Raw genomic sequence first — 24,952 nt, forward strand, 5'->3', positions numbered from 1 at the left:
AGGGTTTTTTATGCCTAAAATTCAGGAGTAAGCATGGATATATTAGATGAAGAATTTGAAGCATGGTTTAAGAAGTCTCACGGTTATAGTCCATCAGTAGCACCGCCTGATAGTCATTTAATTGGTGTTAGGCGTATGGCATTTAAGGCTGGATATAGAGCAGCTTTGATTGAATGCAAAGATATATTAATCGGCGACGAGGTGGAAATAAAAAATGAATGATGAGATATTGCAGATAGCGAAATATTTAAAAAATAAAATAAATGCTGGTGAGGAAGTTAATGAATATAACTGGCAAGAAATAATTGATGTATGCGATGAGCTATTGCGCATTAGTAGCTTAAAGCCTGTTGGTTATATAATGGAATGCAGTTTTGATAATATCAAGGAATATGGATATACCCATCTTAATGAAGAAAGAAGTGAAAAAATAAATATACCACTCTATAAATTAGATTAAATAACCATGCAAATAATCGGATATGTATTACTCATACTAATACAGGGTTCTGCTGTACCTGTAACGGAAGATATATATACGCAATCGGAATGCAATAAACGTGCTGAATATTTAATGTCAGTGAGGAATGTTGAGGTTGTTTGTGGCGAGGTGATTCGTGGAAGTAATGACAGATAAAGAATTAGTTGATGTAGCAATAATATTGGCTGGTAAGTTTTATTCAATGATGGGGTATTCACATAGAGAGGGTTTTAAATACTGGGAATCACCTCACCCACAAGAAAGACTGGTCTTTGATATGGCTTGTGAAGCATTGGAAATAATTAGAGGCTCCAATGTAATGGATGCGATTGATAATATGGATGATGAAAATGAATAAATACACCGAACTATCTGACTTCGAGATTAATAAAAAGGTTGCTGAGAATATTAAATTAAACACAATTGCATACGAACGTACTGAAATAGTTTTGTTTGATGATATGGATGCAACGCCTTTCGACCCTTGCAACAACCCATCTGACGCAATGCCGATTATTATTGAGAATAAGATATGCATGAATTATATAGATAACGATATTGGTTGGTGTGCATATCATTTTGATGAAGGGAAAGGCGAGTTGGAAATTTACGATAAAAACTATTATCGCGCAGCTATGACTTGCTTTTTGATTATGAAGGGTGCGGAGAATGAAGGCTGACTACGGAGGTAGCCACACGCCAAAGGAATTGCGTGATAGATGGCAAACTCCCCTACCTTTATTTACAGCACTGGACGCTGAATTCGGTTTCTATTTAGATGCCGCCGCTAATAAAAATAATGCACTCTGCTCTCATTACCTCACCGAAAAAGACGACTCGTTAAATTGCGACTGGGAAAGTTACGGCGCTATTTGGATTAATCCTCCCTATTCAGATATTCAGCCATGGGTAAATAAATCCGCTGAGCAATGTAAAAAGCAATTACAGCCTGTTGTAATGTTAATTCCTGCTGATACTTCTGTTGATTGGTTTAATTCTGCATTAGAAACAGTTGATGAAGTGAGACTAATTACAGGAGGAAGAATATCTTTTATTAATGCAGGAACAAACAAACCAGTTAACGGTAATAATAAAGGCTCAATGCTTTTAATATGGCGACCATATATCAAGCCACGAAAGATAATTAACACTGTCGATAGAGACGATTTAATTAATATCGGCAACAGGATATTAAATGAATGGAAAATAGCATAGGTGAATTATGGAAATCAGAATTCATGGTGATGTTAGTGATATAGAAAGAATGGCAATAAATGCAGCTTTAAATATCCACGATAAAAGCAAGAAAGGATTTCGAATAAATCACAGAGTTAAAATTAAAAATACAATTTATAACGTTGAAATAGAAAATTGCCCTAACTCACTCAGAGTAATAATGAGAAATAAAAGGCAAAGACTATGAATGCACAGGCAATGGAAAACGCACGAAGGCAAATAGCAAAGGAATGCTTAATCGAACTCAGAAGTCATGGAATACCCAACGACAAACTAACAACTCATATCCTCGATAAATACACACCGAAGTTTAAGCCTCTAAATCACACAAAGTACAACACCAAAGATGTTATGTGCCAATACATCAGAAACCTGCAAAAGGAAGAGAAGAATGGAATATAAATTATTACGCTTGGATGAAGTTTTAGATAGAACGGGATATAGCAAGTCATGGACTTACAAATTAATAGATAAAGGAGAGTTTCCAAAGCAAGTTAAAATAGGCTCTCGTTCGGTTGCTTTTATTGAAAGTGAAATTAACGAATGGATAGAGCAACGAATTAATAACACTCGCTGCCCTGAAAAAACTATCAATTGAATTTTATTTCTTTTTACTTCTCAGCTCATCTATATAATCAGCATACCACTGCATCATCTCCCTTCTACCCTCCAAATACAGCGCATGGTTATAAGTGCCACGGATAGAGTTTTTATCAACATGAGCAAGTTGTAACTCTATCCACGCTGTATTAAATCCTTTTTCATGCAATATTGTACTCATGGTGTGTCTAAAGCCGTGACCAGTAGCCCTTCCTCTATAGCCCATTCTACCAATCATTGTATTTATCGCCATTTCTGACAGGTGCTTCTTATGGTTAGTTCGACTAGGGAAAATATACTGATAATCGCCACTTATTGGCTGTATTTGACGTAGTAAAGAAATTACCTGATCTGACATTGGCACAACATGCACTCTACCCATCTTCATGATTTTTTCTGGTAGTTTCCATGTCTTGCTTTCAAAGTCGATAAATGACCATTCTGATTTTCGCAATTCTCCCGGTCTTAAACCAGTGAGCATTAAGATATTTAAAGCAGTTCTTACGATCTGACTTCCTTGATACTTGTCTACTGAAGATAAAAACTCAGGCAATTCATCAGCCAATAAATATGGATAATTTTCTCGTTGATGTGGAATAAAAGCACTAGCTAAATCTGGAGCAGGATTATACTCAGCTCGTCCAGTGATGATGGCGTATTTCCAAACCTCTCCACAGCGCTGACGAACTTTTTTTAATTTCTCTGTAACACCACGTTTCTCCATTATTGAAAGCACTTCAAGTAATTCGAGAGGTTTAATCTCTGCTATTGGGCGATCTCCAATATATGGGAAAACATCATTTTCAAATGCTTCCATCATGTCATCACGGTAACCTTCAGACCACCGGTCTTTTCTTCCCTCATACCATTCTAAAGTTATCTTTTTGAATGTATTCTCTGATTGACCGCTAGCCTTATTCCTTTCTTCTTTTCTTGCTTCTGCTGGATCAGTTCCATTTGCAACCAATCTTCTAGCGTCATCTCTTTTTTCTCTGGCTTCATTTAATGTAATAACAGGGTATATGCCAAGCGATATCATCTTTGATTTACCATTGAACTGATATCTAAACCTCCACCCTTTTGACCCATTAGGTTCAACAATTAAAGACAATCCATTGCCATCACCCAGTGAATAAACTTTTTCGCGTGGTTTTGCTTTTTTAATCGCCATGTCCGTTAGCTTCATAAATCACCAATTTTGTATAGGGAATTTGTATAGGGTAATTCTATACAAAAAACTATACAACAAATGATAGAGCTTTCAAGAGACGTTAAGAGACTTCAAGAGACAATGATTTAGTGCGAAGGTTTGATTTTAATGGGATAAGGAGACTTTAGGAGACGCTAGGAGATGTTGAAATGGCGGAGGAGGAGAGATTCGAACTCTCGGATGGTTTCCCATCGGCGGTTTTCAAGACCGCTGCCTTCAGCCGCTCGGCCACCCCTCCGCAATGGGGAGCAATATAAACACCTAAGACTAGGTTGTAAAGCCCTTATTGCACTGTTTGCCGTAAAATTAAACGCATTTCAAGTCAATGGCTTAATTTATCAACGATTTATGGGTTCTACTTGGGTATTTTCCTTATTTTTGCTAAATTAGCGGTATTATTTTTGATTGGTTACTACGCACATGTTTGTATTTAACGGAAAAGAAATCGAGACCGATAGTCACGGTTATTTAAAAAATAGCAATGAGTGGAATGAAGATATGGTTCCAACATTAGCTGAATTAGAAGAAATTGAGCTTACAGAACAACATTGGGAGATTATCCGTTTTGTTCGCCAGTTTTATTTAGAATTTAATACCTCCCCTGCTATTCGTATGTTAGTAAAAGCGCTTGCACAGAAATATGGCGATGAAAAAGGAAATAGCCGCTATCTTTATCGTTTGTTTCCTAAAGGTCCCGCAAAACAAGCGACAAAACTTGCGGGTTTACCCAAACCCGTTAAATGTATTTAATATTGTCTTTCGATAAAAAATAATTAAAACAATATTACTCATAATGGTGGATTGAAAAATCTGCCATTTGTTCATATTCACAAGATGTTGCTGACCAAAATGTAATTTTGGCACTTCTTGGGCCACCAGCATCTAACCAATCCTCAAATGCTTTTAATGCATTTTCTTTCGCGAAAGCTTTTACTCCCACACTACCGTCATCACGATTCCAAACATACCCTGTTATTGGTTGTTTTTTCATCCATTGATAGGTGAAAAAACGAAAACCAACACCTTGAACACGCCCTTGAATAATATATTCTCTACCAATTTTCATATGCCCTTCTAATTGTATTCTTCAAATAAAAATTCTGTCTAGGTTATTGTCTTTTCTTTATACAATAGATAATCTGATTTTGTGAGGTTCTTTATTCATAATGAAAGCAAAGGATTATATTTTTTTCAAATCCTTGAAATTTCACTTTGTGCCCTCATATATATAACCAATAAGCAAGGCTATATGGAGGTGATACTATGATGACCGCCAGCAAATTTGGGATAGGGCAGCAAGTTAGACATAAATTACTCGGCTACTTAGGCGTTGTCGTCGATGTGGATGCTGAATATTCCCTTGATCAACCTAATGAGGATGATATTGCATCTAATGTGACCTTGCGAGCAGCACCTTGGTACCATGTTGTAATGGAAGATGATGAAGGACAACCCGTTCATACTTATCTTGCTGAAGCGCAGATAACCTATGAAGTTTCAGATGAGCACTTAGATAATGACTCATTGGATGAGTTATCACAGTCGATTCGTAGCCAATTACAGGCTCCACGATTAAGAAATTAACCAGTAATCTGAATGGAATGATAATCGCCGAATTCGTTTTCGGCGATTTTATTTTGGCGTATTACCAAGGAAGGCCATGTGCCTCAATTTCTTTTTTAGGGCAACGATCCATCACCACACGTAACCCAGCATCTTCAGCTAAATCTTTAGCATCTTCATTGATAACACCAATTTGTAACCATAATACTTTGGCATTAATTTCGATTGCTTCTTTCGCAATTTCTAATGCTACGTCAGATTGACGAAAAACATCAACCATATCAACAGCAACAGGAATATCTTTTAGTGAGGCATAGCATTGCTGCCCCAATAAGGTTTGCCCTGACATACCTGGATTAACAGGAATAACATCATAGCCTTGTTCTAATAGGAATTTCATGACTTTATAGCTTGGGCGATCTTCTTTATTACTCGCACCAACAAGCGCAATGGTTTTAACGCTTCTTAAAATGTCATAAATGTCTGAATCCACCATTTACCTACTCCGTTCATCATGAAGATTGAAAATATTATGATACATCATAGTATCTTGATCTGTTCATAGCTTATAAGATAAAAAAAAGGTATTTTGAAAACTGGAACAATTACTATATTTATATTTAAAGGTATCAAATGGAACAAATTGACCGCACGCTCTTAAAAGAAAAAAATATCGCGCTTGTTGCCCATGATCACTGCAAAAGCTCATTACTGGAATGGGTAGAAAATAATCGTGAACAACTGTCTCTACACAAGTTATTTGCAACAGGAACCACCGGTAATTTAATCAATCATCATACAGGTCTTGCTGTTACTCAAATGCTAAGTGGTCCAATGGGTGGCGACCAACAAATAGGTGCAATGATCGCCGAAAAGAAAATTGATATTATGATTTTCTTTTGGGACCCATTAAATGCCGTTCCGCACGACCCCGATGTTAAGGCGCTTCTACGTTTAGCTACAGTCTGGAACATCCCAGTTGCAACGAACCGTGCAACGGCGAACTTTTTAATTTCATCACCTCTGTTTTCACAAGAATCTACAATTAAAATTCCAGATTACGAAGGTTACTTAAAAGAGAGATTAAAATAATCCTAAGGTTTTCGTTGTATAGGAACACCTTGAGATTTTAGTTCTGAAACAAAGCAAGATGGCTGTTGTTTATTAAATAATAGCCATACTTGTTTTTTTGCTCTTGTTAAAGCGACATACATTAAACGTCGCTCTTCCGCATTAGGATAATCTTCAACACTAGGCAGTAATGCCAATTCAATAATCGATTCTCTTGCTGGTGCGGGGAAAGCATCTTTACCTTCTTGTAAACCTAAAATAATAACGTAATCTGCTTGTTGCCCTTTTGAAGCATGAAAAGTCATAAACTGCAGATCTAATTTAGGCCAGCGTGTTTTCGCTTTTTTTAATAATTCTGGTTTTAAATAGTGATAACGAGCGAGTAAAAGAATAGTTTCATTTTCTTCTACATAACCACTCATTTTATTTAGTAAATTTTCAAGTTGATCGTCAGATAACAGTACAACTGACTTTTTATTACCTTTCACTAAACTATTTAAAGGTTTAGATAATTGAGCTGGATTTTGTTGAATAAACGTATTAGCAATATTCCCTATCGTGTCATTAAAACGATAGGTTGTATCTAATGCACATTCAGCCCCCTCACCAAAAGCGTGATGGAAAGAAGTTGTTAATAATAATTCTGCGCCACTAAAACGATAAATGGCTTGCCAATCATCACCGACTGCAAATAGAGATGTTTGTTTGTTTTGCTGTTTTAATGCAGTTAATAATGAGGCTCTTAATGGTGAAATATCTTGAAATTCATCGACAAGAATATGTTTCCATGGGCTAATAAAGCGCCCTTTCTCAATAAGATTAATAGCTTGATGCAATAAGCCCGAAAAATCGATCGCATCTTCTTCTTTTAATGCCATTTTCCAAGCTTTTAATAATGGCGATAATAATTTTAAATATTTTTTAAAGGCTTCGGTATATTCAGGTTCTACACTGCCAATCAGCGATTTTTGGCTACCTCCTTGCATCCTTAATAAACCAACCCAACGTTCTAATCTTACAGCAACTTGGTTTTCTAATTTTTTATCATGCCAAAACTCGCCATCAGGAATATCCCACTCAAACTCTTGAGATAACCATTCACGCCACCCTTTTGCTTGTGCTTTTTTCTGTTGACACTGATTTCGCCACTCATCTAATAATAGAGATCTTCTTTTTTCACTATTTATTTCAAGCTCACTAATTTTGGGTTGTTTTTTTGTTGCTTGTTGAATAATGGATAATGCCAGTGCATGGAATGTTTTTGCCATAATATCGTCATTTAAACAACGAGAAAGCCTTTCATTCATTTCTTGTGCAGCTTTACGCCCAAAAGCAAGCAATAAAATTTGATCGGGTTGCGCTAATTGGCGTCGTAATAACCAACCTGCCCTAGCAACTAATACGGATGTTTTACCACTTCCCGCACCCGCGAGAACAAGAATATTTTCTTCTCCATTTATTACGGCACGGCACTGAGATTCATTTAATGGTGATGATTCAATCGTATTAAAAAACTCCGCATGATCATTTAATATTTGAGTTACCCATGCAGAATTTTCTTTATTAATAAGTACTTCACCTTGCTTGAGCCATTCTAAACATTGTTGATAAAGAGTATGGCAATTATCAAATTGAATAAGGCGTTCAAGAGGGAGAGGAATAGCAGAAAAGCTTTCTTTTATGGCTTGTTGAATTTCACTAAGTTTAGATTGTTTTATCCATCTATTTGATTGAGTGATTTCACTAATATTATGGAGTTGCTTCTCAAGCACCTGAGCACTTATTTCGCTCATTTCTTTGCTCCAATTTTGCCATGATTGATAAAGATAACGATAAAACTGCTGAGTTTCTTCCCAGTCGGTTCCATGTAATCGAACAACTTTATCTTCAGACAATAAAAATTCTAACTCCCCCCACACAATCCCTTTTTTACAGAAAATATTAATCAACTCGTTAAAAGGAATTAAATACTGATGTTTTTCACCACTGACTTCAATGCCTGCATTTAACAATTTGACTCTATTATAAGGATGTTGTGCTAAACGTTGTCCCATCGGGGTGGATTTCAGTTCCATACGTAATTCCTGCAATAAATAACAAATAGTCTGTTGTTAAGCTCTTTTTAATCGGTGATAAACCCTATATTCTAAGAGGTAATTATCTTCATCTTGTTTATTTAAGGGCTTTTTGTGTTCACTTTGCTAAATGGCGCCCGCCGATTTATCTATAATAGCCACTTTTTATATTATATTCGCATAATAATCGCGCTTACAGGAACGACTTTGTTTCCTTGGATTTTAGGGCAAGAGCCTAAATACACAATTCCTCTCACTTTAGGTGTGGTTGCGGCAGCATTAACTGATTTAGATGATAGGCTTGTTGGGCGTTTAAAAAACCTCGTTATCACTTTATGCTGTTTTCTTCTTGCTTCAGCATCTATAGGATTACTTTATCCCTATCCTATTTTATTTTTTTGTGGATTAGCTATTTCTACTTGGGGATTTATTTTATTGGGTGCTTTAGGGCAACGGTACGCAACTATTGCTTTTGGTGCTTTATTAATCGCAATTTATACTATGCTCGGTATGCCCATTTTTCCTGAATGGTATGAACAACCCGTTTTATTACTGTTAGGTGCTATTTGGTATAACTCTTTAACATTAGTTGGACACTTATTATTCCCAATTCGCCCAGTTCAGGACAATTTAACTCGCTGCTACCAACAACTCGCAACTTACCTCGAAGCTAAAGCGACATTATTTGATCCAGATATCGAAGATGACTATCAACATTCGCTTTATAATTTAGCAATGGCAAATAGCCAATTAATTGATACGATGAACCAAACTAAAGTTACATTATTAAGTCGATTAAAAGGTGATAGAGGCCAACGCAGTAGTCGTTTCACACTTCATTACTATTTTGTTGCTCAAGATATTCATGAGCGAGCAAGTTCGTCACATGCTCAATACCAGCTATTAAGTAATGAATTGCGGCATAGCGATGTATTATTTCGTTTTCAACGTTTACTTTCTATGCAAGCACGTGCTTGTGAGCAAGTTGCACAATCGATTCTTTGGCATAAAAAATATCAGCATAACCCTTCATTAGAGCGTGCTATAAATTATTTAGAGAATGCATTAAATCATTTAAAAAATACGACTTCAGAACCACAATTAATTACACCTTTAAATAATTTACTGCAAAATCTTCAAGGCATTGATGCGCTTTTACGAAGTATTAGCACAGAGCAATACCAAATTTCCCATGACCAAAAAGAAGAAACGCAACTTTCTGATGATGGTTTAACCGGATGGCGCGACATTGCACTAAGAATAAAACAACACCTCACGCCTAAGTCGGCACTTTTTAGACATGCCGTTAGGATGTCACTGGTGTTATGTATTGGTTATGCCATTATTCAATTTTTCCAATTGGATAGAGGCTATTGGATATTATTGACTAGCCTATTTGTTTGCCAACCCAACTATAATGCTACTCGCCGACGTCTTACCTTACGTGTTAGTGGTACTATTATTGGTATTTTAATTGGCTTCCCTATTTTATATTTTGTTCCTTCAATTGAAGGGCAACTCGTTTTAATTGTGATCACTGGTACGCTCTTTTTCGCATTTAGAACCATACAGTATGCACATGCCACTCTATTTATTACTTTATTGGTTTTATTAAGCTTCAATTTACTTGGTGAAGGTTATGATGTTGCCCTTCCTCGCATTATCGACACCTTAATTGGCTGTGCCATAGCGTGGTTTGCTGTCAGCTTTATTTGGCCTGATTGGAAATTCCGTCAATTGCCTGTTGTTATTCAAAAAACAATGACAAATAACTGCTATTATCTTGATGCCATCCTTATTCAGTATTATCAAGGAAAAGATAATAGTTTGGGTTATCGCATTGCTCGTCGAAATGCTCATAGCAGTGATGGTGAATTAGCATCACTGATCTCAAATATGTCCTCAGAGCCAAAAAGTTATCAAGCATCCCAAGAAGTCGCTTTCCAGCTGCTTTGTTTAAATCATACTTTACTCAGTTATATTTCTGCACTTGGCGTTCATCGCTCAAAAATAGAAGATGAAAATGTGCTCACGTTGCTTAATGATACCGTTTGTTATATTGATTCTGCTTTACGCCGCAGAATGCCACAAAATGAAGGATTTAAGCTATCTCATGTAGAATTAATTGAAAGGATCAATGCATTACCTAATGCTGATAATCCTCGCATTCAATTAGTACTCACTCAAATCCGATTACTGTTGGATTTACTGCCACAGATTATTAGTTGCATCCAAATTATTGAGCAAAGCGAATCAAGCAGCCTACCTCAACCTCAAGCTTAGCCTCTTATTGACGTTATTTTCTCTAATTTCCATAAGCACATTAGAGAAAATAACGGTCATTACTTTTATATTATTGAAAAGATAATTCGTTGTACCAATCTAATAATTCCATTTTAAGTTGGCTAGGTAATACAGAACGATGGCACCCAACAATAGCGCCTGCTAATGAAAGTAAAAGTTCACTATTTCTCAAATTGTGTCTATGCATTAATTTTAAATAACACGCCTTAGCACCAATTAAACGCAATTCTTCAACTTGATTGATGCCAATTTGGTTTAATCTTTTTTCCAATATTACACCTAGATTAGGTAAATCTTTTATTCTGCAAGGCTTCTTCCGCTGTCCTAAATATTCTTGAATGCTGTAGTGATATGACATATCAATATATTGATCTAATTTTTGCTGATTTTTCCATAATGAATCCGTTATATGGTAATAACGCAATATGATAGGAATTCCTTTTTTCAAATAAGTATAGGAACTCATTTTTGTTGCTTTATAGAGCGTTTCTAAAAAGCCACTACCTTTTAAATAAAACTGATTATCAGACGTGATAGCAAACATAACATCATCAATCATTAAGCTAACACCACCAAATTGAGACTTTGTTGTTAACTCTCCATATTGCGCAATACGCGATAATAAATGAGCCTTCCTTTGCTCAGGTAAAAATAACATTGAAACTCCGACACAAACTTTAAGATTAAATTTTATCTTTGAATTCAAAAACATGCATAAGTCATCACGAGAAAGACAATAAAGAATTTCCTTTTTATTGCCAATAGTTAACGACTTAAAAATAGAGATTTACATAAAATTTGAGAGGAACTTTCAAAAAAATGGACTTGATTTAAGCGAAATATAGATATACTGTATATTCATACAGTGCATATGGAACGAGGTAAATATGAAACTCTCAACATCATCTCCGACAAGACAGAACGCCATTCTCCAAGAGATCTCAAATGAGGTATTACCTCTATCTATCCCTTCAACAGTGGCGACTTACGATAGCGATAATAAACAAGGCATGGTGAGTGAACTTCTCTACCAAAATCCGCTCGTCATTAATCACATTCTTTTACCATTACTAAAGCAGTATAGCCATGAATCACGTTGGTTATTGTGGTTAAACCCACAACAAAAACTAAACCGCACTTGGTTAAAAAATGCAGGATTACCACTCAATAAAATAATCCAGTTAAATCATATAAATATGATAACAACCGTTGATTTAATGGAAAAAGCACTGGTGAGTGGTAATTACAGTGTAGTGCTGGGTTGGTTACCAGAAATATCGTCAGAAGAGATGAAACGATTAGAATCTGCTGCAAGTAAAGGAAAAACCCTCGGGTTTATTATGCGACAACAAATTAATACGAATATCCATTTAGAAAGTAGTAATACATCTAAACGACATTTGAATTCCGTAAAAATTCATTCAATTCACTACCATTAGTGAAATTTAAGAGTTTTCCTAATACTCAAAACACTCTGATATCATTTAAGATAAGTCAAATGTATTTGTAACCTAAATCATATAGTTACAATAAATTTAACAAAAATACAGAATCTTTCCCATTGTGGAATAAGACGGATTTTTTTAAAATTTTAAGTCGAATTTTAAAGGATTACTTGTAACTTTTTAAGTTCATTGTAGACTTTATGTCGTTAAGGTTATGCTTTAAATCCCATTTTTTGGGATCATCATTTGATGAAAGTATTGGATTCCTAACAATAATTTAACCAAGGGCAAATAATAAGGCTTAAAGCCAAATGCCTAACTTGGATGATAACGAGGCGTAAAAATGAAAAAGACAGCTATCGCATTAGCAGTGGCAGTGGCAGCTTTCGCAACTGCAGCGCAAGCAGCTCCAAAAGACAATACCTGGTATACCGGTGGTAAATTAGGTTGGTCTCAATACCAAGGTACTAGCAACCATTTTGGTGAAACTTCTATCGGTAATGGTAACACTCACCGTGATCAATTAGGTGCAGGTGCATTTGCTGGTTATCAGTACAACCAATACTTAGGTTTTGAACTGGGTTACGATTGGTTAGGTCGTATGACTTATAAAGGTTCATATGACAACGGTGCATTCCGTGCTCAAGGTATCCAATTAACCACTAAATTAAGCTATCCAGTAATGGAAGACTTAGACGTTTATACACGTTTAGGTGGTATGGTATGGCGTGCAGATTCTTCTGCAACAGTTGCTGCTACTTCTCCAGCACCAACTCAGAAAAACTTCTCTAATAACGATACTGGCGTTTCTCCAGTATTCGCATTAGGTACTGAATACGCGATCACTCCAAACATCGCTACCCGTGTTGAATATCAGTGGATCAACAACATCGGTGATAAAGGTACTCTGAATGCACGTCCAGACAACGGCATGCTGAGTGTGGGTGTTGCTTACCGCTTCAACCAAGAAACTCCAGCTCCAGTTGTAGCACCAGCTCCAGTTGTTGCTCCAGCGCCAGTTGTTGAGAACAAAACCTTTACTCTGCGTTCAGACGTTCTGTTCAACTTCAACAAATCTACTCTGAAAGCTGAAGGTCAAGAAGCTCTGAATGGTCTGTACACTGAACTGGCTAACATCGACCCAACTCAAGGTCGTGTCGTAGTTATCGGTTACACTGACCGTATCGGTTCACAAAACTACAACCTGCCTCTGTCAGAAAAACGTGCTCAATCTGTAGTTGATTACCTGGTTTCTAAAGGTATCCCTGCAAACAGCATCTCTGCAGAAGGTCGTGGTAAAGAAAATCCAGTTACTGGCAACACATGTGACAACGTTAAAGCTCGTTCAGCTCTGATCGATTGCTTAGCGCCAGACCGTCGTGTTGAGATCGAAATCCAAGGTACAACTGAAGTTGTTGTTCCTGCTAAATAATTCAAATAGTAGAATATTCTACTGTTGATGAATTCAAAACCCTGCCATTGGCAGGGTTTTTCTTTATGTAGATAAGATAAGGTAAAAATATAAAGGCAAGAACGTGTTCGGGCAGGTATGAAATATCACAATAAAAACAGAAAACAAAAAGACGAAAATAAGCGACTTAAGCCAGTAAGCAAAAACTCATGTCACTTATTTTTCTTTATCGCGTTCTAATAACTCAATAAGTCCATCTTTTAAACTATGTACTTTTAGTGCATATTGTTCTTTTCGCTCAGCATCTTCAATTAATTGCACTATCGTTTCTGATAATGTGATCCCTCTTCGTTGTGACAATGCAGATAAGCGTTGCCAAACTTTAAATGTTAAATCGATTGATTTTTTGCGCGTGTGTTGATGCTCAGCATTAAAATAACGTTTTCGACGAGCTCTAATAGTTTGCTTCATCCTATTAGATAAATCAGGATTCATATGCAAATCTATCCACTCTAAAACTTTTAATGGCTGCGATTCGAGACGCAACAATTGCTCGACAACTTCATCAGCGGCACTTTTTTCTATATAACGAGTAATTAATTCACCTTCACGGTGTTTTTTTACTAGATAGGCCCATTTCCAGCCACATTCTAGGTTCTCTAATTGTTGATATTTCATACAAAATCCCGTGACAACGTAACTATATAGTAGCATATCAACAATTTTACAAAAATACTGCCACTGAACCGAAATTTTTTGACTATTTTATAGGCAACGTTATTTTAGATAATCTTTCTTATCAATTAATAACAAGCCTTGATAAGGGATAGTTTTCTGAGCACGTTATGATAGAATCGAGCGTCGCTATCATAAAACCTTAATGACCAATTATTAACTCGTCATTATAAGGTCGTAGCGGTACATATTCCCTGCCTACGCAGTTGATGACAGTTAAAGAACCGTCTTATTGCAGGATAGATATCAACTTATACGATATCTAATTATCTCTTTTCACTAATCAATAATAAAAACGGTAACCTTGAAAAACAACGAATTAGAATGGCAGGCGTTACGTCCTGATTACGCCTCCTACCAAACTTTCTTTCAAACAGCATCTCAATTACCTGCATCTCTACTTCGTGAGGTTCAACCTCGCCTGTATGAAAGTCTGCAATGGTTAAACAATGCAGATTCAGGGCAGTTTATGCTGTTAAAAGCGGATGATTCTACTGCTTACTTTGATATGCTGACAGACACATTAACGCAATCAGGGATCAAAACTGATCCTGTTGTTGGCAGTTATCAAGCAGAAAACAATAAAATCGATTGGCAAGAAAATGTACAAGGTGCATTTTCATCATCAGAATCTATTACTTGTTGCCAATGGATAGAGCCAGAACAACTCTTTGGTTCATTCTATTGCCATAAAGACGAAGTGACTCTCAGCCCAGGCTTATTGCATAAAGTAAATGGAGGCATCTTAGTCCTCTCTATAAAATCGTTACTTGCACAGCCACTGATGTGGTTCCGCCTTAAAAAAATGGTTGAAGAACAACGTTTTGAGTGGCTAGTTTGGAATGACAATCAATCCCTGCCTTTGCCTATTGAGAGTATGCCACTTAATCTTCGGGTTATTTTAGTTGGTGATAGACTGAGTCTCGAAGAGCTGGAATTTATGGAGCCAGAGCTAAGTAGCACTGCTTTATATGGTGAATATGAATACGACATGTATTTAGAAGACGAAACCGCTCTTTCTCAATGGTGTGGCTTTGTAAATTCACTGTGCCAAAAATATCGTCTCCCATCTCTATCTGCGGATGCTTGGGAAGTCTTGCTAACACAAGCGGCAAGACAACATGAAGATCAGCTAATACTGAGCCTAGATTTAGAATGGATCTTACGCCAGCTTCGTTATGCAATACGTTTTAATCAAGATGCATCTTCTCTAAATGCTGATGCATTGAAAAAAGCAGAAGAAAATCGCCTATGGCGGCACAGTTATTTGTTGGAACGTAGCCGTGACGAGATATTACAAGATCAAGTCATGATACAAACAGAAGGTGAAGCTATTGGTCAAATCAATGGACTTTCTGTTTTAGATTACCCTGGATATCCTGATTTAATCGGAGAACCGACCCGTATTACCTGCGTTGCACATATAGGTGATGGTGAGTTTACGGATGTTGAGCGAAAAGCTGAGCTTGGTGGCAATCTTCATGCAAAAGGAATGATGATTATGCAAGCTTACTTAAACTCAGAATTACGTTTAGACCAACCACAGCCATTTAGCACCTCGATTGTTTTTGAGCAATCATATGGTGAGGTTGATGGTGATAGTGCCTCCTTGGCTGAATTATGTGCTTTTATTAGCACACTGGCACAACAACCTATTGATCAGCAAATTGCGGTGACAGGTGCCGTCGATCAATTTGGTCAAGTCCAACCGATTGGGGGTGTAAATCATAAAATTGAAGGCTTCTTTGATATCTGCCAACAAAGAGGATTAACGGGTGCACAAGGCGTCATTATTCCTCTCGCCAATATTCGTCATCTTGTACTCAACGAAAATGTGCAACAAGCGGTAAAAGAAGAAAAATTTCATATTTGGCCTGTCACTCATGTAGCAGAGGCGATAACGTTACTGACTCGTCAGCCATATTATGAAGAACAATGTGAACCAGAACAATCAGACTCACACTTGTTAGCTGTTATTCATGATCGTATAACATTGGCAAATAATCAGGATAGACCTAAATTACCTTGGTTCTTACGTCTATTCAGATAATTCTGTTTCAAGTGATCGGAGTTGTTCAGCGTACAAGTGTAAGCTATTCTGTTGTCTTACACATGATAAAGGCTATATAGACAATGGTTGATAAACGCGAATCTTATTCTAAAGAAGACCTCATTGCTTCAGGCCGTGGTGAATTATTTGGCCAAGATGGCCCACCACTGCCGTCGGGTAATATGCTAATGATGGATCGCATCATTAAAATGACAGAAGATGGCGGCACCCATAATAAAGGCTTTATCGAAGCAGAATTCGATATCAAGCCAGATTTATGGTTCTTTGATTGCCACTTCGTCAATGATCCTGTTATGCCGGGTTGCTTAGGTCTAGATGCCATGTGGCAACTTGTTGGCTTCTATCTTGGCTGGCTTGGTGGTGAAGGTAAAGGCCGTGCACTTGGTGTTGGTGAAGTAAAATTCACTGGACAAATATTACCAACAGCAAAAAAAGTTACCTATAAAATTGATTTCAAACGTGTTATCAATCGCAAACTGATTATGGGTATTGCCGATGGTGAAGTGTATGTTGATGGTAAGCTGATTTATGAAGCAAAAGACTTAAAAGTTGGCTTATTTAAAGATACAACTGCATTCTAAGATAGATAACCAACCGAATCTATTATAGAAATACCGTGTAACATAAAGTACACGGTATTTTTTTATCTATGCTAACAACGTATTATTTCTTTATAGAAAAACAGACCATGTTCAACTCAGTTTTTATCAATACATGCTGTCGATTGTTTATCTTTTAGACTCTTAAAATAATGTTTTATTTTAAGAGAGAAAAATAAGCTGTATGTAAGATAAACAAGTAATCCTACTAAAAATAAGATCCCTAATACTTCACCTGAATTTTCTGCTTGATTACTACCACTTGTATTATCCAATGTATTTTGCATACCTACGACTATCGCAATAGCGATAGGAACCATTGATATACTCCATAATATTTTCAGCATCATTGATGCTATTTCTTTATTCATAAAGATAACAAAAAGAGTAATAACATATAAAGTTGGGAGAGCAAAAGTTTGTATCAAACTCCACAATATAGAAAGATAGGCTATTAAATTTAAATTTTCGCTATCTTTTATAGATATGCCCACTAAAGTAGAAACACTAGTAAATGAAGATATTAATTGCCCTAAAGTAAATAAAATAAAAGCAATTAATATTATCCATAATGATATTGGTTTTTTCATTGAAATCTTCCTTGTAAATAAAAGTCGCTATCATAAATTAATCGATGTATAGTGTCATCACATTAATAAATAAATTTTATATATAAAGATAAATTTAAGTTAAGTGAGCTTTTTTTATTCTAACTAAATACTAAACTTAAAATTTATATCCACTTAGTATAAGTAGATTATGTCAAGGAATAATCGTATGGAGATGATTATAAGCGCAATAGCAGAACTTTTTGGCTTTCTGATTGAGCTTTTCTTTCTTCTTTGTAAAGCAATTGGCTATAAGATCACAATTTTATTGATTTTGTTTATTTTTATGTATGCTAATCAATTCGATATAAAATGGCTCTTAGGTTTCTCTATAACCTCATTATGTTTATATAGCCCAAACTTATATCAATTATTTAAAAAACCAAAGAAAGATCTTTAAGATAAATTAAAAATCATAAAAAGTGATTTAGGGAAAATAAGTGATTAAAAAAAACAAAGTATCTAAAAAACATGCAGACTTTATGTTTTATTGTGGCATATTTCTTATAATTACATCTTCTATAACTTGGTTTACTTCAGAAAAAATTGATTGGCTATATAATTCTGTCAATACAATACTTGCTCTTTTTCTTACCATTTATGGGTTTCATTTACGTAAAAATTTCCATAGTTCAGAATTAAAAAAATAATGACAATATAACGTAAAAAGGCTTACAAAAATGTAAGCCTTTTTTATATCCAAATTGATTGTTTGTTATTTATACTCAAATTGTCCTATGTTCAATATGTACATAGGAATATATATAAATAACCCTCGTTTTGATTGTCGGTAAAATCTTAGTGATAATATTCAATATAGTTAAAAATAAACTATTATCTATTTCACTACGACGGGTTATTTATTTTACCAGACTAGGGCGATCTTCCATCGCCTGTCGCCAGCCTCCAAGCCAATGGGAACGCGCATCAATGGCGAAATAAGGACAAAGCTCTTTTGAACGGCCTTGCATACCAGCTTGATAACCTTTCGATAATGCTCTTGCTAAACGATCTCGTTTCTGTCTTTTCATATCTAGACAACCCTCACGTTCTAAGTTTAAGCGGAAAGATAATGATTGTTTTTTCAACAACCACTCTAAATTGATACGCTTTATTGAGCATTTAAGCAAGTAAAGAAGTTAATACAAATGTCATATTTGTGATATTGCGCTAGTTGCAAGTTTAATAACCAACATTATTATTTAATATTTATTTTAAGAAATTATCTGATTATTTTTCACACCATAAGGAATAAAACTTAACTTATTGATATTTAATACATATAATTATTTAAAAACTATTTAAGCTATTTTTATCTTATGTAATCAATAAATTAAATAAGATAAATTGATGTTTATTTTTAAATTTATGTCAATATAAGACTTGGTTAATAAATATAAGTTTTTGCTCTATTTATCTTTTTTCGTGTAAAGCTCTTTTTAATTACCTCTTTTTTATTAAGGCATTAGCTATCATTGAAGGTAAAATAAGCGATTAATACCTCTTACATACTTCTATTAATTCAAACTCTTCAAATACCAACTCCATATCTTCTGAAAAATAGCCTTCTCGATTAAAGAACGCTTTATGCCCTTCTTGCCAATATGCCAAACTTAAATCTCCTTCACCTTCTCTCTTAGCTAGCTCTTCTGTGACTTCATTAAATCGAATTAACTGCAAAGAGCGTGTACGAATAACACAAACAGGCTCGTTTTTACTGTTGAGAATAATGTTAAAACCACCGATAACGGGAATAACACTGTCGCTAAAAAAACCACGTAATGAACTACACGTTGCCGTTTTTTTTCCTTCTACCACCAGCATAGCAAGTTCATCCGCTAACTCAGGATTATCACCAAATGACCAACTGATTGCAGTGGGGTATTTCTTTTTCAGGATTTCTAACACCTTGTTTCCTTTGTTGTTCTTTTTTTAAATAAACAAAACCCAATATTCACTTTAATTGTATTTAAGTTGAATATTGGGTTTGAATAAATGTAATGCTAAGTCAGTTAGTATTGAGCTTGAATTGTTTTCGCTATATCAGCAACAACTTGCTCCCACCCTTGCCCTAAGGTACGTACTAAAGCAGGATAACCATCTTCTGTTTGTGTTAAAACTAATGAGAATGGCTGATTAATCACTTTATTATTTTCAGTATAAATCCAATCACCTGAAATAATTACCTGTCCATCATAACGACCTTGAAAATAATTCACTGTGACCGTTAATTTCGCTAAGTTATCTTCAACAGGTTGATTTGCAACAACAGTACCTGGCAATGCTTTTGTTAAACCTGAAACAAGGTTCTGCTGTAATTGCTGATCAAGTGGATTAATCCATAGATGCTGATTAGCCACGGTATAGTTAATATCCGTCGTTTGATAAACGATCCCTGCATTTACTAGCATATTAGACAAATGGATCGGCTGAACCCAAATTTGAGGCTTCTTGGCTGACTGTGTTGCCGAGACTTGTTCCGACGCGCCCCCTTGATAAACATCAGGTAACTGATAATACGTTTTATCAATCTGACTTGAACATGCTGTTAACATCAAAACAAATACCCCAATGATGTATTTCATTATTTTTCAGCCCTCTTTGGTTCTGGATCTTTACCTTCCTTCGCTTCAAAAATCAATGCGTTGCTTTTATTGTTCAATGTTTTCAATAAAGGCTGCATCTCTCTCAACACTTGATCAAGCTGTTGCATATTATTGATCATTTTTCCATAAGCAGGAGAACCCGGTTGGAAGCCTTGCATACTGCGATTGATCTCTTTCAATGACTGTTGAATATCATTAGGAAGATTTCTAAATTCATCACTACCAATCATGGCATTCAATGCTTTCAGTGTTTCTTTTGCTTCACTGACCGCTTTTTGGCTTTCAGATAATGTTGCCGTCATCTCTTTAAGCATTGGTTCAACCGGAAGATTGTTGATCTTATCCAGTGATGTCATCACTTTTTGTTGAATTTGCGCTAAACCAGAGCTAACCGTTGGAATTTGTTGGAAACCAGCCACTTCTTGAGGCCCTTCCCATGTTTTTTCATCTGGATAGAAATCGAGGTCAATATATAGAGCCCCTGTTAAAAGGTTACCTGATTTCAATGAAGCTCTTAGCCCATTGTTAGAGGCTGAAGTGATCTCTTTCACGAAATCAAAACTTTCACCAACATCATTAGCAAAACGCTCTGGTTCAACATGGATAAGCACTGGAATACGAAAATCTTTATCCAACGTTTGTTGCATACCTTTAGTGTAATAAGGTACTTGAACAACCGTTCCCATCCGAATCCCTCGGAACTCAACAGGAGCTCCCGCTTGTAATCCTCTTACTGAGTCAGAGAAAAACATGATGTAACTGCGATAATCAGTATATAACGAGTTTTGAATACTCTTCTCATTATCGTAGAGTTTAAATTCTGTTTTAGGTGCAATTTGTTCACCCGGCAGCCAACCAGCAGGAACATCAAAGCTCACACCGCCACTAAAGAGTGTAGAAAGAGACGCCATTTCAACACGCACCCCAGATGAAGACATATCAAAAGCAATCCCCGAATCTTTCCAGAACCGAACATTGGATGTCACCATTTTGTCATAAGGTGCTTTAATAAAGAGTTGATAATGCATGTCTCGACTCTCAATGTTGAACTCACTGGTTTCAACAGAGCCAACTTGATAGCCTCTAAATAAGACGGGATCACCGGCATTTAATTGACCCGCTCTTTCACTCACCAAATTAATGCGAATACCTTTTGCATCAGGTGAAGCTAACGGTGGCGAGTCGAGAAGATTAAATTCATCTTTCTCTTTTCCAGTTAAACCAGGTTGTAATTCAATATAGGCACCTGAAAGTAAGGTGCCTAATCCTGTCACACCTTCTTTCCCTATTTGTGGTCTTACAACCCAAAATGCAGTATCTGCGCGTAATAGTTCATTCATGCCAGTATCAAGTCGCGCATTGATAATTACGCGACTAAAATTACTGTCGAGCGTGACACTTTCAACTAAACCAATATCTACACTACGACTTTTTATTTTGGTTTTACCGGCTTCAATGCCCTCAGCATTATAAGTAATTAAAGTAACTTCTGGACCTTGATGGCTGAAATGATAATAAAGTATCCATGCACCAATCAATAAGGTGACAAGCGGTATGATCCAAACTGGAGACCAGCTTTTTAGTTTGTTAATTTTTGCTTCTGTTAAAGCAGTTTCATTCTTTTCAGTCACCCTTAGGCTCCTTAATCATCGGTTTATCATCTTCGGCTGTACATTTATCCCACGTCAACCGAGGATCAAACATCATTGCAGAGAACATAGTGAGTACAACGACTACTGCAAATAGCACCACACCAAAATCTGGGTAGATGCTCATCAGACGTCCCATTCTGACTAATGAAGCTAAAACAGCAATTACAAAGACATCAATCATCGACCAACGCCCTACATATTCAACAACTTCGTAGAGAAAATGCATTCTAGCAGGATCTCTTTTTCCATTCGATTTGTGTGCATCCCAACATAGCCAAGCTATTGCTACCATTTTTAAACTTGGCACCATAATACTGGCAATAAATATCACCATTGCAACAGGGTAAGAACCGTCTTCCCAAAGCAAAATCACCCCAGCCATAATTGTGGAATAGATATTATTACCTAACGATTCAGTCACCATGATAGGTAATAAATTAGCAGGGATATAAAGAATAAATGACGTAATCAATAGTGAAACTGTCCATTGTAAACTTTTTGGCCTTCTTGCATGCCCTTTAACTTCACAACGACTACATTCATATTGATCTGCGGGTAAAATTGCCGTACATGAACGACATAATCTAACCCCTTGTTTTAACCCCGATTTACCTGATTCAATATCAGGATAACTTGGGCGAGGTTCTAATTTTTCCCATAAAGTATGTCTATCAAGACACTGGAATGCTCGAATTTGAAATAAGCAATAAAGAACATAAGGCAGGAAACTGAGTCCAAGTCCAATATCACCATAAGCCATTAATTTTACAAAGCTAACTAAAATTCCCGCAAGAAAAATCTCTGCCATACACCACGATTTTAATTGGAATAAAATGCGTGATAACCAAATTTGTAGCTTTCGAGGCAATTGAATTGGTGTACAAAGAAGCAAGATTGCCACCATACAAAAAGCAGGTACAATTTGGACAAAGAGCAAGAAAAATGCGCCTAATTCGACGTAATTTTCACTAAACATAACCGTTGGGATTTGCATCAATGTGACATTATTGGCGATACCAGCCACTTCCATACTCACGAAGGTGAACTGGCTTGCCATTAGCAACATAAATAATGCGCTGATTGCTAATGCAACAGGTTGATAAAAAGGCTGGCGCCAACGTGCAATTAATACAGTATGACAACGAGGGCATGTTGCTTTTGTTCCTTGTGCTAATTGAGGAACACTGACCACCAGATCGCACTGAGGACATAATATTTGCTTATTTTTATGTTCATGTTCATGACGATGTTGTTGACCAGAGCACACAGCGACACCTCTTATTTAGAGTAATCAATAAAAGAATAGTTAATCTAGAAAGTAAAACGGGGCGTGATGCCCCGTTTTCGGTTGGCTATTCGCCATTTTGCATCAATTCTAGCTCTTGCCATCTGTCAAAAGCAGTTTCAAGCTCTTGTTCTTTATCTGCAAGCGCCTTTAAGACTTTTTCAGTCTCTTCATGAGGACGAGTAAAGAAATCCGCCCCACTCACTTCTTCTTGCAATGCACTTAACTGCGTTTCTAAGCTTTCTAATTTAGCAGGAAGTTGCTCAAGTTCTCGCGTCAAATGATAACTTAACTTGTTAGAACGCGTGTTCTTTTTAGAGCTATCTTTCACTTTTGCTTCTTTTTCAGCTTTTTCTGGTGCGTTGCGTGGTTTGTTTGTCGCATTCTTTAGTGAAACCGACTGTGCTCGTTGTTGTTGAGCATCATAATATCCACCAACGTAGCTGTTAATAACACCATCACCTTCAAAGATCCAACACTCAGTAACACTATTATCAACAAATTCACGGTCATGGCTAACCAGTAAAACAGTGCCTTGGTAAGCATCAACGAGCTCTTCTAGTAATTCCAAAGTTTCAACATCAAGATCATTGGTTGGCTCATCGAGAATAAGTAAGTTACTTGGTTTTAAGAATAAACGTGCCAGTAATAGACGGTTTCTCTCTCCCCCTGATAGGGCACGAACAGGCGTCATCGCACGTTTAGGTGGAAATAAGAAGTCTTGCAGATAACCAAGTACATGGCGAGGACGACCATTTACCATCACCTCTTGCTTACCTTCAGCAAGGTTATCCATCACTGTTTTATCAGGATCAAGTGTCGCACGGTGCTGATCAAAGTAAGCAACTTCAAGCTTAGTACCACAATGAACTCGCCCGCTGTCTGCTTTTAAATCGCCTAGCATGAGTTTCAATAAAGTGGTTTTACCACAACCATTCGGCCCCACCAGCGCAATTTTATCACCACGCTGTACTTTGGCAGAAAAGTCATGAACTAACTTACGCATTCCAATGCTGTAATTAACATCTTCAAGCTCAAAAACAATTTTACCAGAGCGCGTCGCTTCTTCGACCTGCATACGTGCACTGCCTAACACCTCACGGCGTTCACTGCGCTCAACACGTAATGCTTTTAATGCTCTCACACGACCTTCGTTACGCGTACGACGAGCTTTAATACCTTGGCGTATCCATGCCTCTTCTTGCGCTAATTTACGATCAAACTCTGCATTTTGTTGCTCTTCAACACGTAATGCTTCTTCTTTGCTTTCAAGGTATTTATCGTAATTTCCTGGCCATGAAGAAAGTTTTCCACGATCAAGATCGATAATCCGCGTTGCCATATTACGAATAAATGAACGGTCATGGGAAATAAATACAATACTTCCTTGGAAATCTTTTAAGAATTTCTCAAGCCAAAGGATCGTTTCAATATCAAGGTGGTTTGTTGGTTCATCTAAAAACAGCACTCTTGGCGCACTGACTAATGCACGTCCTAATGCCGCTTTTCTTAACCAACCACCAGATAAAGAAGAAAGCTCCGCTTCACCATCTAAACCGAGTTTTTCTAGTACTTCTGCAATTCGGCTATCAAGTAACCACAAATTACGACTATCAAGTACTTCTTGCAGTTCTGCCATTTTATTGAGATTTTTATCAGAAGGATCTGTCTCAATCAATTTAGAGATATGGTGATAATCTGTTAGATATTTAGCATCTTCTTCAACACCTTCTGCGACAAAGTCAAAGATAGTACCTTCAATATCTCTTGGAGGATCTTGCTGTAAGCGAGCAGTCACCAGATCTTGTTCATAAACAACTTGACCATCATCTAAAGGTTGTTCTTTAGATAACACTCTTAATAGGGTTGATTTACCCGCACCATTGCGCCCAACTAAACAAACGCGTTCATTTTCTTCAATAAATAAATCGGTGCTATCTAATAATGGAGCATCACTGAAAGATAGATAAGCCCCAGTTAAACTAATTAACGGCATTGTA

General features: G+C 36.6%; 28 protein-coding genes and 1 tRNA gene. 15 read left to right on the top strand and 14 right to left on the bottom strand.

Annotated features, from left to right (window positions below):
* Nucleotides 1–33 precede the first annotated feature (33 nt).
* The 7 genes from DK865_RS04155 (at nucleotide 34) to DK865_RS04185 (ending at nucleotide 2,315) form a co-directional block, all read left to right on the top strand.
* Nucleotides 34–222, top strand: a complete 189-nt coding sequence (locus tag DK865_RS04155) for a hypothetical protein (protein ID WP_109391297.1) — start codon at nucleotides 34–36, stop codon at nucleotides 220–222.
* Nucleotides 215–460, top strand: a complete 246-nt coding sequence (locus DK865_RS04160) for a hypothetical protein (protein WP_109391298.1) — start codon at nucleotides 215–217, stop codon at nucleotides 458–460. Before DK865_RS04155 ends, DK865_RS04160 begins: the two co-directional genes overlap by 8 nt.
* Before the next feature lie 166 nt (nucleotides 461–626).
* Entirely contained in the window at nucleotides 627–839 is a 213-nt protein-coding gene (locus DK865_RS04165) for a hypothetical protein (RefSeq protein ID WP_109391299.1), read from the top strand.
* Complete coding sequence (locus DK865_RS04170; RefSeq protein WP_109391300.1) at nucleotides 832–1,161, top strand: phage protein NinX family protein; 330 nt, start codon at nucleotides 832–834, stop codon at nucleotides 1,159–1,161. The genes DK865_RS04165 and DK865_RS04170 overlap by 8 nt, the downstream gene beginning before the upstream one ends.
* A complete protein-coding gene (locus DK865_RS04175; protein ID WP_109391301.1) occupies nucleotides 1,151–1,696 on the top strand; it encodes a phage N-6-adenine-methyltransferase in 546 nt (181 codons plus the stop codon). The genes DK865_RS04170 and DK865_RS04175 overlap by 11 nt, the downstream gene beginning before the upstream one ends.
* Before the next feature lie 7 nt (nucleotides 1,697–1,703).
* The gene (locus DK865_RS04180; RefSeq protein ID WP_109391302.1) at nucleotides 1,704–1,904 is read left to right on the top strand and encodes a hypothetical protein; all 201 of its coding nucleotides are present in this window, start codon (nucleotides 1,704–1,706) and stop codon (nucleotides 1,902–1,904) included.
* Nucleotides 1,905–2,108: 204 nt separating this feature from the next.
* Complete coding sequence (locus DK865_RS04185; protein ID WP_161669813.1) at nucleotides 2,109–2,315, top strand: helix-turn-helix transcriptional regulator; 207 nt, start codon at nucleotides 2,109–2,111, stop codon at nucleotides 2,313–2,315.
* A 3-nt stretch (nucleotides 2,316–2,318) separates the two neighbouring features.
* Here the strand turns inward: DK865_RS04185 and DK865_RS04190 are convergent, their stop codons facing one another.
* Together DK865_RS04190 and DK865_RS04195 are read right to left on the bottom strand one after the other, a co-directional pair.
* Nucleotides 2,319–3,503, bottom strand: a complete 1,185-nt coding sequence (locus DK865_RS04190; protein ID WP_109391304.1) for a tyrosine-type recombinase/integrase — start codon at nucleotides 3,501–3,503, stop codon at nucleotides 2,319–2,321.
* A gap of 174 nt (nucleotides 3,504–3,677) precedes the next feature.
* A tRNA-Ser gene (locus tag DK865_RS04195) sits at nucleotides 3,678–3,765 on the bottom strand.
* A gap of 182 nt (nucleotides 3,766–3,947) precedes the next feature.
* On the opposite strand from DK865_RS04195, the gene tusE reads away from it, so the two are divergent.
* Nucleotides 3,948–4,277, top strand: a complete 330-nt coding sequence (gene tusE / locus DK865_RS04200) for a sulfurtransferase TusE (protein WP_023581360.1) — start codon at nucleotides 3,948–3,950, stop codon at nucleotides 4,275–4,277.
* Between the two features lie 34 nt (nucleotides 4,278–4,311).
* On the opposite strand, the gene DK865_RS04205 is transcribed toward tusE, so the two are convergent.
* Nucleotides 4,312–4,593 (bottom strand): acylphosphatase, encoded by a 282-nt coding sequence (locus DK865_RS04205; RefSeq protein WP_023581359.1) that lies wholly within the window; start codon nucleotides 4,591–4,593, stop codon nucleotides 4,312–4,314.
* Nucleotides 4,594–4,790: 197 nt separating this feature from the next.
* Between DK865_RS04205 and hspQ the strand changes: the two genes are divergently transcribed.
* The gene (gene hspQ, locus DK865_RS04210) at nucleotides 4,791–5,111 is read left to right on the top strand and encodes a heat shock protein HspQ (RefSeq protein ID WP_006537351.1); all 321 of its coding nucleotides are present in this window, start codon (nucleotides 4,791–4,793) and stop codon (nucleotides 5,109–5,111) included.
* A gap of 61 nt (nucleotides 5,112–5,172) precedes the next feature.
* Here the strand turns inward: hspQ and DK865_RS04215 are convergent, their stop codons facing one another.
* The gene (locus DK865_RS04215) at nucleotides 5,173–5,586 is read right to left on the bottom strand and encodes a CoA-binding protein (RefSeq protein WP_109391305.1); all 414 of its coding nucleotides are present in this window, start codon (nucleotides 5,584–5,586) and stop codon (nucleotides 5,173–5,175) included.
* A 137-nt stretch (nucleotides 5,587–5,723) separates the two neighbouring features.
* Here DK865_RS04215 and DK865_RS04220 point away from each other — a divergent pair, with 137 nt between their 5' ends.
* Nucleotides 5,724–6,182: a methylglyoxal synthase gene (locus DK865_RS04220; RefSeq protein WP_023581357.1), complete on the top strand. Its 459-nt coding sequence runs from the start codon at nucleotides 5,724–5,726 to the stop codon at nucleotides 6,180–6,182.
* A gap of 2 nt (nucleotides 6,183–6,184) precedes the next feature.
* Here DK865_RS04220 and helD read toward each other — a convergent pair whose 3' ends face one another.
* Complete coding sequence (gene helD / locus DK865_RS04225; protein WP_109391306.1) at nucleotides 6,185–8,236, bottom strand: DNA helicase IV; 2,052 nt, start codon at nucleotides 8,234–8,236, stop codon at nucleotides 6,185–6,187.
* A gap of 114 nt (nucleotides 8,237–8,350) precedes the next feature.
* On the opposite strand from helD, the gene yccS reads away from it, so the two are divergent.
* Nucleotides 8,351–10,519 (top strand): YccS family putative transporter, encoded by a 2,169-nt coding sequence (yccS, locus tag DK865_RS04230; RefSeq protein ID WP_109391307.1) that lies wholly within the window; start codon nucleotides 8,351–8,353, stop codon nucleotides 10,517–10,519.
* Nucleotides 10,520–10,589: 70 nt separating this feature from the next.
* Here the strand turns inward: yccS and DK865_RS04235 are convergent, their stop codons facing one another.
* Nucleotides 10,590–11,198 carry a TfoX/Sxy family DNA transformation protein gene (locus DK865_RS04235; protein WP_036912221.1) on the bottom strand — a complete coding sequence of 203 codons (609 nt, stop codon included), beginning with the start codon at nucleotides 11,196–11,198 and terminating at the stop codon, nucleotides 10,590–10,592.
* A gap of 229 nt (nucleotides 11,199–11,427) precedes the next feature.
* On the opposite strand from DK865_RS04235, the gene sulA reads away from it, so the two are divergent.
* Nucleotides 11,428–11,979, top strand: coding sequence for an SOS-induced cell division inhibitor SulA (sulA, locus tag DK865_RS04240; RefSeq protein WP_109391308.1), 552 nt, complete (start codon nucleotides 11,428–11,430; stop codon nucleotides 11,977–11,979).
* 349 nt (nucleotides 11,980–12,328) lie between these two features.
* Nucleotides 12,329–13,417 (top strand): porin OmpA, encoded by a 1,089-nt coding sequence (gene ompA / locus DK865_RS04245; protein ID WP_023581353.1) that lies wholly within the window; start codon nucleotides 12,329–12,331, stop codon nucleotides 13,415–13,417.
* 195 nt (nucleotides 13,418–13,612) lie between these two features.
* Here the strand turns inward: ompA and matP are convergent, their stop codons facing one another.
* Nucleotides 13,613–14,074 carry a macrodomain Ter protein MatP gene (gene matP / locus DK865_RS04250; protein WP_109391309.1) on the bottom strand — a complete coding sequence of 154 codons (462 nt, stop codon included), beginning with the start codon at nucleotides 14,072–14,074 and terminating at the stop codon, nucleotides 13,613–13,615.
* Between the two features lie 361 nt (nucleotides 14,075–14,435).
* Here matP and DK865_RS04255 point away from each other — a divergent pair, with 361 nt between their 5' ends.
* Together DK865_RS04255 and fabA are read left to right on the top strand one after the other, a co-directional pair.
* Entirely contained in the window at nucleotides 14,436–16,181 is a 1,746-nt protein-coding gene (locus DK865_RS04255; RefSeq protein ID WP_109391310.1) for an AAA family ATPase, read from the top strand.
* Between the two features lie 83 nt (nucleotides 16,182–16,264).
* Nucleotides 16,265–16,783: a bifunctional 3-hydroxydecanoyl-ACP dehydratase/trans-2-decenoyl-ACP isomerase gene (gene fabA / locus DK865_RS04260; RefSeq protein ID WP_023581351.1), complete on the top strand. Its 519-nt coding sequence runs from the start codon at nucleotides 16,265–16,267 to the stop codon at nucleotides 16,781–16,783.
* Nucleotides 16,784–16,899: 116 nt separating this feature from the next.
* On the opposite strand, the gene DK865_RS04265 is transcribed toward fabA, so the two are convergent.
* The 7 genes from DK865_RS04265 to DK865_RS04305 form a co-directional block, all read right to left on the bottom strand.
* Nucleotides 16,900–17,391 (bottom strand): hypothetical protein, encoded by a 492-nt coding sequence (locus DK865_RS04265; protein WP_023581350.1) that lies wholly within the window; start codon nucleotides 17,389–17,391, stop codon nucleotides 16,900–16,902.
* Nucleotides 17,392–18,269: 878 nt separating this feature from the next.
* On the bottom strand, nucleotides 18,270–18,440 hold the full coding sequence (rmf, locus tag DK865_RS04280; RefSeq protein ID WP_023581348.1) for a ribosome modulation factor: 171 nt from the start codon (nucleotides 18,438–18,440) through the stop codon (nucleotides 18,270–18,272).
* A gap of 463 nt (nucleotides 18,441–18,903) precedes the next feature.
* Nucleotides 18,904–19,317 carry an ASCH domain-containing protein gene (locus DK865_RS04285; protein WP_036912209.1) on the bottom strand — a complete coding sequence of 138 codons (414 nt, stop codon included), beginning with the start codon at nucleotides 19,315–19,317 and terminating at the stop codon, nucleotides 18,904–18,906.
* A 104-nt stretch (nucleotides 19,318–19,421) separates the two neighbouring features.
* Nucleotides 19,422–19,994, bottom strand: a complete 573-nt coding sequence (pqiC, locus tag DK865_RS04290; RefSeq protein WP_023581347.1) for a membrane integrity-associated transporter subunit PqiC — start codon at nucleotides 19,992–19,994, stop codon at nucleotides 19,422–19,424.
* Nucleotides 19,994–21,646 (bottom strand): intermembrane transport protein PqiB, encoded by a 1,653-nt coding sequence (pqiB, locus tag DK865_RS04295; protein WP_036912206.1) that lies wholly within the window; start codon nucleotides 21,644–21,646, stop codon nucleotides 19,994–19,996. Before pqiB ends, pqiC begins: the two co-directional genes overlap by 1 nt.
* Nucleotides 21,639–22,934, bottom strand: coding sequence for a membrane integrity-associated transporter subunit PqiA (pqiA, locus tag DK865_RS04300; protein WP_036912203.1), 1,296 nt, complete (start codon nucleotides 22,932–22,934; stop codon nucleotides 21,639–21,641). Before pqiA ends, pqiB begins: the two co-directional genes overlap by 8 nt.
* Before the next feature lie 85 nt (nucleotides 22,935–23,019).
* Complete coding sequence (locus DK865_RS04305; RefSeq protein ID WP_023581344.1) at nucleotides 23,020–24,948, bottom strand: ABC transporter ATP-binding protein; 1,929 nt, start codon at nucleotides 24,946–24,948, stop codon at nucleotides 23,020–23,022.
* Nucleotides 24,949–24,952 lie beyond the last annotated feature (4 nt).

The organism is Proteus cibi (assembly GCF_003144405.1).
GTDB lineage: Bacteria > Pseudomonadota > Gammaproteobacteria > Enterobacterales > Enterobacteriaceae > Proteus > Proteus cibi.

Excerpts from the sequence above, each read along its gene's own strand:
- DK865_RS04155 (WP_109391297.1), top strand. The coding sequence starts at position 34 with ATGGATATATTAGATGAAGAATTTGAAGCATGGTTTAAGAAGTCTCAC.
- DK865_RS04160 (WP_109391298.1), top strand. The coding sequence starts at position 215 with ATGAATGATGAGATATTGCAGATAGCGAAATATTTAAAAAATAAAATA.
- DK865_RS04165 (WP_109391299.1), top strand. The coding sequence starts at position 627 with ATGACAGATAAAGAATTAGTTGATGTAGCAATAATATTGGCTGGTAAG.
- DK865_RS04170 (WP_109391300.1), top strand. The coding sequence starts at position 832 with ATGAATAAATACACCGAACTATCTGACTTCGAGATTAATAAAAAGGTT.
- DK865_RS04175 (WP_109391301.1), top strand. The coding sequence starts at position 1,151 with ATGAAGGCTGACTACGGAGGTAGCCACACGCCAAAGGAATTGCGTGAT.
- DK865_RS04180 (WP_109391302.1), top strand. The coding sequence starts at position 1,704 with ATGGAAATCAGAATTCATGGTGATGTTAGTGATATAGAAAGAATGGCA.
- DK865_RS04185 (WP_161669813.1), top strand. The coding sequence starts at position 2,109 with ATGGAATATAAATTATTACGCTTGGATGAAGTTTTAGATAGAACGGGA.
- DK865_RS04190 (WP_109391304.1), bottom strand. The coding sequence starts at position 3,503 with ATGAAGCTAACGGACATGGCGATTAAAAAAGCAAAACCACGCGAAAAA.
- tusE (WP_023581360.1), top strand. The coding sequence starts at position 3,948 with ATGTTTGTATTTAACGGAAAAGAAATCGAGACCGATAGTCACGGTTAT.
- DK865_RS04205 (WP_023581359.1), bottom strand. The coding sequence starts at position 4,593 with ATGAAAATTGGTAGAGAATATATTATTCAAGGGCGTGTTCAAGGTGTT.
- hspQ (WP_006537351.1), top strand. The coding sequence starts at position 4,791 with ATGATGACCGCCAGCAAATTTGGGATAGGGCAGCAAGTTAGACATAAA.
- DK865_RS04215 (WP_109391305.1), bottom strand. The coding sequence starts at position 5,586 with ATGGTGGATTCAGACATTTATGACATTTTAAGAAGCGTTAAAACCATT.
- DK865_RS04220 (WP_023581357.1), top strand. The coding sequence starts at position 5,724 with ATGGAACAAATTGACCGCACGCTCTTAAAAGAAAAAAATATCGCGCTT.
- helD (WP_109391306.1), bottom strand. The coding sequence starts at position 8,236 with ATGGAACTGAAATCCACCCCGATGGGACAACGTTTAGCACAACATCCT.
- DK865_RS04235 (WP_036912221.1), bottom strand. The coding sequence starts at position 11,198 with ATGTTATTTTTACCTGAGCAAAGGAAGGCTCATTTATTATCGCGTATT.
- sulA (WP_109391308.1), top strand. The coding sequence starts at position 11,428 with ATGAAACTCTCAACATCATCTCCGACAAGACAGAACGCCATTCTCCAA.
- ompA (WP_023581353.1), top strand. The coding sequence starts at position 12,329 with ATGAAAAAGACAGCTATCGCATTAGCAGTGGCAGTGGCAGCTTTCGCA.
- matP (WP_109391309.1), bottom strand. The coding sequence starts at position 14,074 with ATGAAATATCAACAATTAGAGAACCTAGAATGTGGCTGGAAATGGGCC.
- fabA (WP_023581351.1), top strand. The coding sequence starts at position 16,265 with ATGGTTGATAAACGCGAATCTTATTCTAAAGAAGACCTCATTGCTTCA.
- DK865_RS04265 (WP_023581350.1), bottom strand. The coding sequence starts at position 17,391 with ATGAAAAAACCAATATCATTATGGATAATATTAATTGCTTTTATTTTA.
- rmf (WP_023581348.1), bottom strand. The coding sequence starts at position 18,440 with ATGAAAAGACAGAAACGAGATCGTTTAGCAAGAGCATTATCGAAAGGT.
- pqiC (WP_023581347.1), bottom strand. The coding sequence starts at position 19,994 with ATGAAATACATCATTGGGGTATTTGTTTTGATGTTAACAGCATGTTCA.
- DK865_RS04305 (WP_023581344.1), bottom strand. The coding sequence starts at position 24,948 with ATGCCGTTAATTAGTTTAACTGGGGCTTATCTATCTTTCAGTGATGCT.